General features: G+C 65.7%; 13 protein-coding genes. 2 read left to right on the forward strand and 11 right to left on the reverse strand.

Annotation, left to right across the window (positions count from 1 at the left end):
* Positions 1-138: 138 nt before the first annotated feature.
* The 3 genes from RGQ15_RS20630 to RGQ15_RS20640 form a co-directional block, all read right to left on the reverse strand.
* Entirely contained in the window at positions 139-900 is a 762-nt protein-coding gene (locus RGQ15_RS20630; RefSeq protein ID WP_311162742.1) for a serine O-acetyltransferase, read from the reverse strand.
* Positions 893-1,855 (reverse strand): glycosyltransferase, encoded by a 963-nt coding sequence (locus RGQ15_RS20635; protein ID WP_311162743.1) that lies wholly within the window; start codon positions 1,853-1,855, stop codon positions 893-895. The genes RGQ15_RS20630 and RGQ15_RS20635 overlap by 8 nt, the downstream gene beginning before the upstream one ends.
* A 208-nt stretch (positions 1,856-2,063) precedes the next feature.
* Positions 2,064-3,218, reverse strand: coding sequence for a S8 family serine peptidase (locus tag RGQ15_RS20640; RefSeq protein WP_311162744.1), 1,155 nt, complete (start codon positions 3,216-3,218; stop codon positions 2,064-2,066).
* 177 nt (positions 3,219-3,395) lie between these two features.
* On the opposite strand from RGQ15_RS20640, the gene RGQ15_RS20645 reads away from it, so the two are divergent.
* A complete protein-coding gene (locus RGQ15_RS20645; protein ID WP_311162745.1) occupies positions 3,396-3,989 on the forward strand; it encodes a hypothetical protein in 594 nt (197 codons plus the stop codon).
* 12 nt (positions 3,990-4,001) lie between these two features.
* Here RGQ15_RS20645 and RGQ15_RS20650 read toward each other — a convergent pair whose 3' ends face one another.
* Positions 4,002-4,559: an RNA polymerase sigma factor gene (locus tag RGQ15_RS20650; RefSeq protein ID WP_311162746.1), complete on the reverse strand. Its 558-nt coding sequence runs from the start codon at positions 4,557-4,559 to the stop codon at positions 4,002-4,004.
* 234 nt (positions 4,560-4,793) lie between these two features.
* Here RGQ15_RS20650 and RGQ15_RS20655 point away from each other — a divergent pair, with 234 nt between their 5' ends.
* Positions 4,794-6,002, forward strand: coding sequence for a calcium-binding protein (locus RGQ15_RS20655; RefSeq protein ID WP_311162747.1), 1,209 nt, complete (start codon positions 4,794-4,796; stop codon positions 6,000-6,002).
* Positions 6,003-6,065: 63 nt separating this feature from the next.
* Here RGQ15_RS20655 and RGQ15_RS20660 read toward each other — a convergent pair whose 3' ends face one another.
* The 7 genes from RGQ15_RS20660 to RGQ15_RS20690 all read right to left on the reverse strand — a co-directional run bounded on the left by RGQ15_RS20660 (position 6,066) and on the right by RGQ15_RS20690 (position 13,216).
* The gene (locus RGQ15_RS20660; RefSeq protein WP_311162748.1) at positions 6,066-7,235 is read right to left on the reverse strand and encodes an alpha/beta fold hydrolase; all 1,170 of its coding nucleotides are present in this window, start codon (positions 7,233-7,235) and stop codon (positions 6,066-6,068) included.
* A gap of 102 nt (positions 7,236-7,337) precedes the next feature.
* A complete protein-coding gene (locus tag RGQ15_RS20665) occupies positions 7,338-7,463 on the reverse strand; it encodes a hypothetical protein (RefSeq protein WP_311162749.1) in 126 nt (41 codons plus the stop codon).
* Positions 7,464-7,571: 108 nt separating this feature from the next.
* Positions 7,572-8,999: an SAF domain-containing protein gene (locus tag RGQ15_RS20670; RefSeq protein WP_311162750.1), complete on the reverse strand. Its 1,428-nt coding sequence runs from the start codon at positions 8,997-8,999 to the stop codon at positions 7,572-7,574.
* Positions 8,999-10,513, reverse strand: coding sequence for a tripartite tricarboxylate transporter permease (locus RGQ15_RS20675; protein ID WP_311162752.1), 1,515 nt, complete (start codon positions 10,511-10,513; stop codon positions 8,999-9,001). Before RGQ15_RS20675 ends, RGQ15_RS20670 begins: the two co-directional genes overlap by 1 nt.
* Positions 10,514-10,525: 12 nt before the next feature.
* Complete coding sequence (locus RGQ15_RS20680) at positions 10,526-11,038, reverse strand: tripartite tricarboxylate transporter TctB family protein (protein WP_311162753.1); 513 nt, start codon at positions 11,036-11,038, stop codon at positions 10,526-10,528.
* A 71-nt stretch (positions 11,039-11,109) separates the two neighbouring features.
* A complete protein-coding gene (locus tag RGQ15_RS20685; RefSeq protein WP_311162754.1) occupies positions 11,110-12,102 on the reverse strand; it encodes a Bug family tripartite tricarboxylate transporter substrate binding protein in 993 nt (330 codons plus the stop codon).
* Positions 12,103-12,172: 70 nt separating this feature from the next.
* Complete coding sequence (locus RGQ15_RS20690; RefSeq protein WP_311162756.1) at positions 12,173-13,216, reverse strand: 4-hydroxythreonine-4-phosphate dehydrogenase PdxA; 1,044 nt, start codon at positions 13,214-13,216, stop codon at positions 12,173-12,175.
* Positions 13,217-13,305: the final 89 nt, after the last annotated feature.

Genomic DNA, 13,305 nt, shown 5'->3' on the forward strand with positions numbered 1-13,305 from the left:
TCCGCCATTGCGCACTTGCTCGGCGGCCTTGCGATCGCCCTGTGATCCCGGCCCCCCGAAGCCCCTTGGTCTACAGGAATGCCCATCGAGGTCAAATCGACTGCCGGGGCGTGCGGTGGAAACAGCGGCCTTTCGCGCTCAGGCTCCGTCGCAACCATCGGGGCCACGGACCCCATCTTTCGCAGCCCGCGCTTCGATCAGCTCGATGCGCGCATCAGCTTCCTCGAGCGTGATCGGTTCCTTCCCGTCGGGGATCGCTTCCAGCATCGGGTTCACATAGGCTAGACGCGCCAAGCAGACCTTGCGATCGGACCGTCCGATCACCCGTGCGGGAACGCCCCCGACCACGGTATGGGGCTCGACATCGCGGCGCACCACGGCATTCGCCCCGACGACGGCCCCCTCGCCCACGCGCACGGCGCCCAGAATGACGGCCCCGACCCCGATTTCGACCCCGTCGCAGATCACCGGCCGGTTTTGCAGCCCGTCCAGCCGCGCGATGCCAAAGGTGGTGTTCTGTCGCACCGTCACGTCATTTCCGATCCATTGCGCGACAAGGATCATGCCCCCGAAATGCTCGATCCGCACCCTGCGGCCGACGCGGACGGTATAGGGCAGGAAGATCCCGGTGGAGCGCGAGACGCGCCTGAACATCAGCCGGTAGAGCAGCGTTGCCGGTGCGCGCAAGATCTTCGGAAGGCCCATCCGCCAATTTCCGAAGCGATGCCAGAATAGGGCCTGGAACCCCTCGGACAGCCAGTCGCGGCCATTGGCGCGGTAATCCTCGGCGACAAGCGCCCAGAACCCGATCCCGGCAGGGTTTCCGTTCCGGTCCCCGCGCGAAGGCGCGAAGCGCCGATCTTCCCGCGCTCGGAATTCCCATTCCTCCATCTCACGCATCGGTCTTGCCCGTCAGAAGCGGCACCATGACAAGGCGGGGAAAATCGTGCAGGAATCCTTTGGGCATGGCAGGGCTTTTGCCGCGCAAAAGCGCCAGCGGCAAGTTGATCAGCGCCCCCGCGATCCAGGCCAGCCCTGCGCGCCGCGCGCCCGACCGCCCGGCCGTCTTGAGATAGTAAAGCATCCAGGACCGATACCAGTAGACCGGTCGCGGCCGGCGACCGGAGCGATTTGCTTCCTGCCCGGTCGATGCACCCTCGACATGGACCACCCTCGCGCTTGGCACATGCAGGATGCCATGCCCGGCCCGCCCGATGCGGTGCATCAATTCGACCTCTTCGTAGTAAAGGAAGAAATCCGGATCGAACCCTCCCTCCTCGGCCAGAACCGAAAGCCGGAACATGACCGCAGCCCCGGCAACCCAGTCGACCCGGCCTTCGGGCCAGTCGGGCGGCAGCGCGGGCAGGCGCCCGGCGCAAAGCCGGGACAGCGGGCCGAAGCCCACCGCCTCGACGAACTCGCTCGCGGCGGAAGGAAAGCGAAAGGCCGCGGTGACCGGCCGACCCGAGGGCAGTGCAATCCCGGCACCGGCAGCGGCAATTTGCGGCGCGGCGTCCAGGCGATCCGCCAGAATCGCCAGCGCCTCGTTTTCAAGCCGGGCATCGGGGTTCAGAAGGAAGACATAATCGGGCGGGGTTGACCGCCGCGCCAGGGTCTCAATGACCAGGTTGTTGGCCCGCCCGAAACCGTGATTGCGAGTTTCCAGCCAGAGCGTGACGCGCGCGCCCCAGCCTCCCTCGTCCCAGGCACGCGCAAGGCGCGCCGCATCGTCACCGGGTGAACCGTTGTCGATCAGATGGATCTCGACCAGGCGACCGCCATGGTGCCGCGCCAGCAGGCTTTCGACCGAGGCAATGGCAAGCTCGGCCGTGCCGTAATTGACAATGATGACCACGACACTTGATAAAGAACAACTCGTCACCCGACCTCCCAGATCAACGACAAAACGCGGCAGAACCCGTCGCGCCCTGCCCCTGCATTGCGCCTACGTCGCAGGGTTCCGGGCTTGGACAATGCATGATTTTCGGCCATTTGACTGATTTGCAATATGTTTGTTGAAAATTCGTTAACGCTCTGCCCCGAACCGGGGCAGAGTTGGCCGCTCAGCCCTTGCGACAGGCGCCGCCGGGACGCGGCAGGCCGTTTCCGAAAACCGCATCGGGCCCTTTCTCGCCAAGGTCGCGCGCGTTGCCCGACAGCGCATGGCGCACCGAGCTGACCGAGCCTGCGGCACCTTCCCCGGCCACCAGCGCGGTGACATAGGGGGCAGCCAGGGACGTTCCCGAAAGATATTTCCCCTGCCCGTCCAGCTCCAGATAGATGTCGACGCCCGGCGCGGCAAAGTCGATATGCGCCCCCCGGGGCGCAAGATCATAGGGACGCATCGCGGCATCGATCGCGGTCACCGCGATCGTCTGGGAAAAGGCGGCCGGATAGCGCGGCGGGCTCGACGGGCCAACATTCCCCGCCGCCGCGATCACCACCATCCCCTTGCGATCGGCGGCCTGAAGCCCGCGGTCCAGGATCTTGTTATAGGGCCCGGCAAGGCTGACATTGACCAGTCGCACACCCGAGGCAGCCAGCCAGTCGATCGCGCGCATCAGCGTGTCGACCCCTGCGGCCTCATCGAATTCCGGCGCATCAGAGACGACCGAGGCGCTGTAGATCTGCGCCCCCGTCAGTCGCCCCGGACCGGCGATGATCTCGGCCACCGCCGTGCCATGCTCGACGGCTGCGGGATGTCCGCCGGTGAAATCCTTCTGGACGATCCGGGCGTTTCTCAACTCGGCCGCGCCGCTGTCCACCGCCCCGTCGATGATCCCGACCGGAAGGCGCGCCGCGCAGCCCGAAGACGACCAGTCCAGCAACCGGTCGGCATAGACCCGGCCGCCGGGCTCGGCCTGAAGCCGATAGGCATGGTTCACGCCCGCCGTGGCGCTGCGCTCGATGGCCTCCAGTTCGGCAATCGCCGTCGGCCCATCGCGCCCCCGCGGGATACGGAAGACAAGCTGGCGAAACCCCAGCGACGCAAGATCGTCCTGCCGCAAGAGCACATAGCCCTGCTGGCGCGCCCGCGTCGCAAGCCGCGCCGCGGCGGCCTCGCCCGGCACCAGCGCCACGATCTGGCCCGGATCGATCACATTGGCCGCATCGCGCGCGATCTGATCGGAGGGCGGAGGGTTCAGTTCGGGCGCGGCGCAAGCCGTCAGGCCAATCAGCATCGCGAACCACGCCGCCCGTTTCATGGGGTGAGTCATGACATCATCCTTTCTGCGCGGGTTCCACACTCGGTCGCTTGGGCAGGGCAACCGGTTCAATCAGGGGCCGAAAAATCGCCTGCGAGAAAATTGAACCACAACGGCGCCATTTTCGACCATACATAGTGAAGGACCCGCTTCCCAAGCCGGATATCGGGCAGAAAAGGGGAAATTTCGATGGACGATCAGGCAGATCGGCCCGACGACATCACACTCATGGCCTATGTCCGAGGCACCCTTCCAGAGAAGGAGCAGGCCGCGGTCGAAGAGGCGGCACGGCAATTGCCCGAGGTCCGCGGCGATATCGCGCTGCTGCGCGGCCTGCTTCTGACCCGCGAAACAGGGGATGAAGCCGCGCCGGGTGATCTGGGCTGGGCCAGGCTTTCGCGCGCGATCGACGCGGAAAGGGTCGCCCCGGACCGCTCGCGGCGCCGCTGGCTTCGCCCGCTCGAAATTGCCGCGACGGTGCTTCTGGCGGTGGGGCTGTGGCAGTTCGCCGTCCTGCCGCGCCTGCCGCAGATCCTGCCCGGCACAGACCGCTACGCGCCGGCATCCCAAACGGCCGGCGGCACGCTTGCCGTAGCCTTCGTGCCCGAGGCGACCGAGGCCCGCATCCGCGCGCTGTTGCAGGATATCGGGGCCGAGATCATCGGCGGACCCAGCGCGCTCGGCCTCTGGACGCTCGGCTTCCGGAACGATACGGCCCGCGACGCGGCGCTGCAGCGCCTGTCGGAAGAAACCGCGATCGTCGAATCCGTTCAGGCCAACTGATGGGCGAATAGCTCAGCGATATTTCATGAAGGCCGCGAGGCAGCGTTTCAGCAATTGCTTGGCATGCATGATCCGGGTCTTGACAGTGCCCGTCGGCACGCCCTCGATCTCGGCGATCTCGCCGTAGCCCAGATCCTGGAAAAACGCCAGTTCGACGACCGAGCGATGCGGCGCGCTCAGCCCCTCCATGCAGGCCCTGACCTTGGACGCATCGCTCGCGGCTGCGGCAAGCGCCTCGGGGTCGGGCGTTTCGTCCGCCACGGTCTCGTCCGGTTCGGCCAGGACTACGCGCCCCGCACGGCGCAGCCGGTCCACCGACCTGTTGCGGGCAATGCCGAAGATCCAGGTCCGCGCGCTTGACCTGCCCTCGAACCGCGCCGCGCCGCGCCAGACCTCAAGAAATGTCTCCTGCATCAGGTCGGCGGCCTCGAACGGGTCGCCCATCCGCGCCCTGAGAAAGCAGTAAAGCGGTTTCGACAGACGATCGTAAAGCGACTTCATCGCCGATTTGTCGCCTTTGCCGATCCGGGAAATCAGGACCTCGTCGCTGATCTGGTCTTGTGCTGACATCGCCCGGTCCGCTTTATAATTTCCTGATATCGCTTGAAAACAAGGCTTCAAGAACAGCTGGCCCATATCCGGCCAACCTCGTCACGCGGACCCACGTTACAACCCGCTTCCGACTTGGCGAGCGAAAAAACCGCCTTCCCGCAGAAGAAATTTTGAACCGCCCCCCGGACCGCCACGACCAAGAGACATCAACGTCGTGGTGGCGTTGTCCAACTGGATCGAGGAGACGGAAAGATGGCAAAGACGACAATCCCCGGAACGGATCTGGCCGATGTGCTGATCGGCAGCGGCGCGGCCGAGCTGTTCGAGGCATTGGCCGGCAATGATGTCATCGCGGCCGGCGGCGGCAATGATGAACTGCAGGGTGGCGATGGCGATGACGTGCTGATCGGCGAAAAGGGAAATGACCTGCTGGTCGGCGGCAAGGGCGCGGATGTCATGCTGGGCGGCGACGGCCGGGACACGATGGTCTGGAACAATGGCGACGGCTCGGACGTGATGGAAGGCGGCGCGGGCTATGATACCGCCATCGCGAACGGCTCGGACACGGCCGGCGATGTCTTCGAAATCTCCAGCGCCGATGGGCGGGTCGATTTCCAGCGCGTCAATTTCGGCAACTTCTCTCTGGACATCGGCAGCACCGAAAAGCTGATCGTCAACGGCCTTGGCGGCAATGACCTGATCGACGCCAGCGGGCTTGAAGCCGGTGCGATCTCGCTTGAAGCCTATGGCGGCGATGGCAAGGACACGCTGATCGGTGGCGACGGCAACGACTATCTCAGCGGCGGCGACGGCAATGACCGGCTCGAAGGCGAAAAGGGCAATGACGTGATGTTCGGCGGCGCCGGTCGCGACACCATGGAATGGGACAACGGCGACGGCTCGGACACCATGGATGGCGGCGCGGGCTTCGACACGGCGATCGTCGAGGGCGCCGAGACCGCGGGAGATTTCTTCGAGGTCAGCTCATCCGAAACGGGGGTGCATTTCGAACGCACCAATCTTGGCCCCTTCACGATCGAGATCGAGCATACCGAGGTGCTCAAGGTCGAAGGTCTCGGCGGCGACGACCAGATCGACGCCAGCGGCCTGACCGCAGGCAAGATCAAGTTGCAGGCCTTTGGCGGCAATGGCGATGACACCATCATCGGCAGCGATGGCAAGGACCTGATCGACGGCGGCCGCGACGACGACTGGATGACCGGCGGCGCGAACGAGGACACATTCGTTTTCAGATTTGGCAATGACACGATCACCGATTTCGAAGCCGGCACCGACAAGATCAAGCTCCAGGTCGGGGGCGGGTTCGACGACTGGTCGGATCTGCAATACGCCGCCAGCCAGCAGGGCGATGACCTGGTCTTCGATTTCGGCGGCGGCCATACGCTGACGCTCGAGGACACCTATCTTTACGAACTCAGCCAGTCCGATTTCGTGTTCTGACAGCTTCCCTCCCCCGGGAAGGGCGCGCCGGCTTGCCTCGGCGCGCCCATTTCGTTCGAGCGCTCAGCCGGCCTGGTCCCGCGACAGGATCCAGCGACCGATCTCGGGCCAGGTCGTTGCGATCGTGCGCTTTCCCATGAACAGCCCGATATGCTGGTCGGGCACAAGCCTGCGGACGACATCGTCTTCCCTGCTTCCCAGAAGCCCGGCCGTCGCGAAAGCCTGTTCGGGTGGGACGATCCGGTCATATTGCCCGGCCAGCAGCCAGGTGGGACAGGTCACGTCGGCCAGCGAAAGCACTTGCCCCAGCGCCTCGAAACGGCCCTTGGCCAGCTCGTTTCTCTTGAATATCCGCCAGACCACCTCAAGGTAATAGCGCCCCGGCAGGTCGAGCGTATGCTGATACCAATGCGCGAAAGCGGGGCTGTATTCCATCGGCTCCTCGTCCTCGGCGCCTTGCGGCACGGAAGCACGCGCCCATCCCGCGATCCGCAGCGATTCCCACCCCGCCAGCATGAAGGGGCCGGGCATCAGCCCGCCGCCCAGCATCACCATCTGCTCATAGGTCGCAAAGGGGATGGAATTGGCAAGCCTGCTGATCGCGCCGTTCCCGGCGCCGGCATCGACCGGCGAGCCGGCCAGCACCATCGAGACGACCTTTCCCGGATTCCGCGCGGCGATCATGGCCGACATCCACCCGCCCTGGCAAAGCCCCACCAGATGCACCTTGCCACCCAGCTCGTCGATCGCCGCATCAATTTCAAGCAGATAGCTCTCGATCGTGAAATCGCGCATCTCGCGCCGAGCCGGCTTCCAATCCGTGACCATGATCGCGGGAATTCCGGCCGAAAGCAGCGCCGCGACGATGCTCTGGCCCTGCGCGAAATCCGCGATCGTCGCACTATGCCCGGCATGGGGTGCAACGATCAGGACAGGCAGCACGCCGCGCGCGGGCTGGCCGAAAACCCGCAATCTCATGCCTTCCTGATCCAGCAGCACGCGGTTCGGGGTGAACCACGGATAATCCTCTGCCCGCTTGCCCGTAAAGCACAGGACCGGCCATGCCTGCGTCACGGGCCAGGGCCAGGGCCAGAAGACCGGCCAGCCATCCTCTCCCTCTCCGTCGGAATGAAAATATCCGCCCAACTCGGCCGTCTCCCCCGGTCGCATCGGGTCCAGAATAACACGGAGCAGGCGAAACCCGTCCGGCAAGAGGCCTCGCGGACGGGCCAAACGCGAATTCCCAGGAACAATTGCCCATTATCGCATCGCAGAACTTATCCCCTTGCGACGGGCGGATCAGCCATGAAGAAGCCGATGAGTTGATCGCCTGCCTCAAGCGCAACGATCGAGCGCGTCAAGCGACTGGCGCACGGCCTCGTCCGGCCGGACCTGGTGCAATGTCAGCGCCGCCATCCCCGCTTCGATCTCCCGAGGCAGGCCCTTGCGGCAGTTCGGCATGTGGGGCGATTCCCAGCCCGCCCTGCCCTGGCAGGCCCCGCGCCGGTGAAATCATCGGCGAAGATACCAATCCGCTTCGCATCGTTGTTCTTGCGACATGCCGTCCGTTCAGGCCGAAACGGTCTCTGTCCCGGACCGGACCGGCCCATCCTCGGCCATCCAGCGATCCTGCAGACGGCGCAGCGCCATAAGCGACGACCCCTCGTCCAGCGCGACATCGCTGCAAAGGATCGGCCGGCCTGCCGCGACATTGCGCGTCAGGGGCCGCCCGGCGGCAAGGTAATAGGGGATCGGCACATCGTCCCCCAGCGCCGCCGCCGGGGTCATCCGCCCCGATACACCCTCGATGCTGTGATGATGCCCCTTGGCGTGCAGCACGGTCCCGGCGGCAAGATCGCGATCGGCATGGGCGGTCAGGTCGATCACCTGGCGTGGCGCGACGCCGCCTGATGAACAGCCCAGCAACGCGGCCTCGAACACGGTCGTCGCGGCTTCCAGCCCCAGAAGATGGCGCGGCAGGCCCAGCATCGCCGTCCGGCCATTGCGCGCGACGACATGGCCCTTGTCCCGCAGCATCGCCCAGCTTTCGTCATCTTCGCAGCGGACGGTGACGAAGACGCCCCCCGCAAAGCTCGGCTCGCCCGGCAGGCGCAGGCAGTGGAACACGTCAAGCTGCCCCCTGCCCTGCAAGAGCCCGCCATCGCCTTCGCCACAGATCAGGTCGGCGATCTCGGTGATCCGGGCGATCGGGGCATGGAGATCGGACCGGTCCGGCGCAAGCCCCAGCGCATTGGCGACCAGCGTCATTTCGCACAGGTCGGGCACGGCGCGTTGCGGCAGTTCGGCTGCGATGCGGGCGCGGGCCGCCGCGACCTCGGGCCAGGGCCGACCATCCGCCGAAAGCCAGTCGGCGAAGCCCACTGCCGGGATCACCCGGCCGTTGCTCGCGATGGTGCCTTGGGCGGGGTCGAAGACGAAATCGTATTCGCTGGATTTTCCCGCGCCGATCACCGTCAGCCCGACCACTTCAGCCCAGGTCGCAAGGCCGATCAGCAGGCTCGGCTGGTCGCCGTCGACCGGCGTGACCACGCGGCCGCGCTCTGCCGCCATCCGGGCCAGGACGGGGCCGACGACGCTGTCGGTTTCCTTCGTGACCATGACCACGTGGCGCGCAGCCTCGACGGCCATCCGGGCATGGCGCGCGCCTGCCTCGGGATTGCCGGTCGCCTCCAGCAGCACCTCGAAGGGCAGGTCGATGACCAGCGCCAGATCGGCGACGGCGACGGCCTTTCCCGCGCGCCAGGCGGCCAGTGCCGCGCCCCGGTCGGCACATTGCGCGATCCGGTCCGGTTCGATCCCGACCGAGACAAGGGCCCGGGCCGCCACTGCCGCGTCGCGATCCACCGCGATGCGGCAGGACAGCCCCCGGACATGGCGCGCCTGCGCCAGGAAACTGCGCCCGAACCCGCCCGTCCCGACGATCGCGCATTCGACCAGACGGTCTTCGCGGCCCGCGAAATATCTCAGGTAATTCATCAGGCTTCCTGTTTGGCAAGGCCGCGGCGGAGCAGGCGCGCGGCGAAATGCAGCAGTTTCGGCACGATCAGCAGGGCCAGGGCAATGCCCATGATGCTGCTGCTCAGCGCATTCGCGAAGAAGATCGAAAGCGAGCCGTCCGACAGCACCATCGACTGGTAAAAGGCATTCTCGGCCTTGTGGCCCAGCACCATCGCCAGCACGAGCGGCGCCAGCGGATATTCCAGCCGCGAGAAGACATAGCCGACCAGCCCGAAGACCAGCACCAGCCACAGATCGAAGGTCGCGCTGGACACGGTATAGGCCCCGACGAAGCAGATCGCGACGATCATCGGACCGATGATCGAAAACGGCACGCGCAGCAGCGCCGCGAACATCGGCACGGTCAGCAGCACGAGTATCACGCCGACGATGTTCGACACATACATGCTGGCGATCAGGCCCCAGACGAAATCGGGCTTGGTCGCGAACAGCATCGGCCCGGGCGTCAGGCCCCAGATCATCAGCCCGCCCATCATCACCGCGGCCGTGGCCGATGACGGCACGCCAAGCGCCAGCATCGGCAGCATGGCGCAGGTGCCCGCGCTGTGGTCTGCGGTCTCGGGCGCGACGATGCCCTCGGGACGACCCGACCCGAAGGCCGCGCCCTTGCGCGATGCCTGGCGCGCGATGCCGTAGCTCATGAACGAGGCAGCGGTCGGGCCACCGGGCGTGATGCCCATCCAGATCCCGATCAGGCCCGAACGCAGCGTGGTCGCCCAGTAACGCGGCAGTTCGGCGATGGTGCACAGCATGTCGCGCAGGTCGATGCGCGAAGATACGCCGCGGAACCGCAACCCTTCCTGCACCGTGGACAGAAGCTCGCCGATCCCGAACAGGCCGATCACCACCACAAGGAAGCTGATCCCGCCCAGAAGATCCGAATAGCCGAAGGTCAGGCGAACCTCGCCGGTCACGTTGTCCATGCCGACCGAAGCCAGCAGCAGCCCCGTCGCCAGCGAAACGATCGTCTTGACCGGCGCGGCGCTGCCCATCCCGACAAAGGCCGAGAAGGCCAGGAAATAGACCGCGAAATATTCCGGCGCGCCGAAGCGCAGCGCAAAGCGCGAGGCCCAGCCCGCCAGCAGCGTGATGACGATGACCCCGATCAGCGCGCCGATGCCCGCCGACATGAAGGCCAGCGTCAATGCCCGCGTCGATTGCCCTGACCGCGCCATCGGATAGCCGTCGAAGGTGGTCGCGACCGAGCTTGGCTCGCCGGGGATGTTGAAAAGGATCGAGGTGGTCGAGCCGCCGAACAGCGCCCCCCAATACATCGAGGACAGAAGGATGATGGCCGAAGTCGGGTCCAGCGTGAAGGTCAGCGGGATCAGCAGGGACACACCATTCGGTGCGCCAAGCCCGGGCAGCACGCCCACGATCAGCCCAAGCAGGACCCCCGCGACCATCAGCATCAGGTGCAGCGGCGTGATGGCGATGCCGAAGCCATGCATCAGAAGATCAAGATTTTCCATGGCGCCTGTTCCTCAGTAGATGCCCAGAAGCGGTTCGATCGGGCCCTTCAACAGGGGCACGAGGAAGGCGACCTCGAAAATCAGGTAGAGCGCGACCGAAAAGCCCAGCCCGATGGCCAGCGACAGCGGCAGGCGATAGCCCCCCGAACGCCATGCGGTCCAGGTGATGTAGGCGGCCGATCCGACATAGATCCCCATGGCCAGTGTCAGCACGACAAAGGCGAGCATGACCCCGATGAACCGGCCAAGCCGTCCCAGCCGCTCCCTGTCAAGGAAAGGCTCCTCGATATCCCCGCCGCGCAGCACCCGGACCTGTTCGGAGCGATGCGCGAGCACGGCCGAAACCAGGTTCCAAAGGCTCGCCCCGATCAGGATCAACCCGACCCAGAAGGGGAAATAGCCCGATTGTGGGCCGGATTCGGTCCAGCCATGGCCCAGTTCACTTGCGCCGATGATGGCCGCCGCCCCCAATGCGGCCGTGGCGACGGCCGTCGCCACTTCGGCGTGAAATCGTCTGACGGTCATCGCATCCCCCCTGTCGCCGTCGCTTTGCGCAAGGGCCCGCGACCTTCCGGTCGCGGGCCCCTTCCTGCGGATCACTCGGTGGACCAGCCCTGAGCCTTGAACACTTCGACGGTCTTTTCCTCGCTGCTGGCGATGAAGTCCTTCAACTCGTCGCCGGTCAGCAGCTTGCCGCTTTGCGAGGTCTTGGTCAGGTATTCCTGCCATTCGCTCGACTCGAACACCGCCTTCAGCGCGTCTTCGTAGAAGGCGACGGCCTCGGGCGGCGCATCGGCCGGCAGCCAGACCGTGCGCGGCATCTGGTAGCTTTCGATATCAAGCCCCTGTTCCTTGCAGGTGGGGATGTCGTGCCAGCCCATATTGTCATGGATCGGCTCGCTCTTGGCCATGCGCTCGGGGGCGAAGACGCAAAGCGGACGCACAGCGCCAGCCTGCCATTGGCCGATATTCTCGTTGGGGTTGTTGACGTTCGCCGCGACATGGCCGCCGGCCAATTGCACGCCGACCTCGCCGCCGCCATTGAAGGGCACATATTTGAAATCGGCCCCGGTCTGCTGTTCGATAAGCGCGACCAGCGTCTCGTCCGTATCCTTGGACTGGCTGCCACCAAAGGGGATCTTGCCCGGCTCGGCCTTGGCCGCCTCGATCAGGTCGGTCACGGTCTTGTAGGGCGCATCCGCCTTGACCCAGACCAGGAACTCGTCCATCGCCAGCGCCGCGACCGGCTGCAGATCCTCGACCGAATAGGCGAGCTTGGCGACATGCGGCAGAAGATAGACGTTGTTCGTCCCGAAGATCACCTTGTTCGGATCGGCCTTGTTCTGCTTGCCGTAAAGAAAGGCCTCGGCCCCCGAGCCGCCGCCCTTGTTCAGCACGACGATGGGCTGGTCGATCAGATCGTTTCGGGTGATGACCGACTGGATCGTCCGCGCGAAATTGTCGGTGCCGCCACCCGCCCCCGAGGCGACCACGAATTCAAGGGGCCGTTCCGGGCTCCAATCCGCCCAGGCCGGGACGGACAGCAGCATGAGCGACGCGACACCCGCGCCGATTGCCTTCTTCGTCATCTGTTTTCCTCCACTGTTTCGGCCACGCCTCCACGCGGCCGCTTTCTCCGGGCCTCCTCGCCCGGAAATCCTAGCTCCCCACCAGGGCGGTCGCCCAATCCGGGGCAAGCGTGACGGCGCCGTTGCGCCGGGGGTTCAACCTGGCCAGATCGACGCCCAGCCGGGCGGCGGCGCGCGTCGCGCCCAGATCCGCCCTGCCCTGCCCGGCAATGTCATAGGCCGTGCCATGGGCCGGGGTCACGATCGGAAAGTCGTAGCCCGCGATCAGCGTCACGCCGCGATCGAAGCCCAGAAGCTTGATCGCGATCTGGCCCTGGTCGTGATACATCGTCAGCACCGCGTCGAACTCTCCGCGGATCGCGCGGACGAAGACCGTGTCGGACGGGATCGGGCCCTTGACGTCGAACCCTTCGGCCGCGCCCTGCGCGACGGCGGGGGCAATGATATCCTCGTCCTCGTCCCCGAAATTGCGGCCGTCCCCGGCATGGGGGTTCAGCGCCGCCACCCCGATCCGGGCGCCGGGCTTGCCGGCCGCCGCCATCACCTCGGCGGTCAGCCGGATGCTCGACAGGATGCGCTCGACGCTCAGCCGGTCGGCAACGGCGCGCAGCGGCACATGCGAGGTGACGCGGGCGTTCCAGACCTCTTCCAGCACGTTGAACTCGCGCCCGCTGCGCTCGGCTTCCAGCACGGCGTCGATAAAGCCGATCTCATCGACATATTCGGGCCGGGCGAGCCGCATCGAGTGCTTGTTGAAGGGTGTGAACATCACCGCATCGACCAGGCCCGCCTTGCCCAGCCGCAGCGCGGCCGCGAAATTCTGCAGCGAGGCCCTGCCCGCCGCCGGGTTCGACTGCCCAAGCGTGATCTCGTCACGGGCGCAATTGGCCAGATCGACCAGCACATGCCGTGCCCCCTCGACCCGGCCGATCTCGTCCTGCGAGATGACCTTCAGATCCAGCTCGACACCCCCGTGTTCCATGCCCATGCGCAGCACGTTCTCGGCGCCGATCGCGATCACCTCGTGATCGACGAGATCAGGATGGGCCATCAGCTTCGCGGCCAGTTCAGGCCCCACGCCACCTGCATCTCCCAGCGCCAGTGCAATCCGCATCTTCGAATCTCCCCCTCGTCCCATACTGAATTTTGTATACAGTATTTGGTATCGCGTCTACTTGGATTTTGCGCTAAAGATGAATGGCC

Origin of the sequence: Paracoccus sp. MBLB3053 (assembly GCF_031822435.1) — a bacterium.
GTDB classification, from domain to species: domain Bacteria; phylum Pseudomonadota; class Alphaproteobacteria; order Rhodobacterales; family Rhodobacteraceae; genus Paracoccus; species Paracoccus aurantius.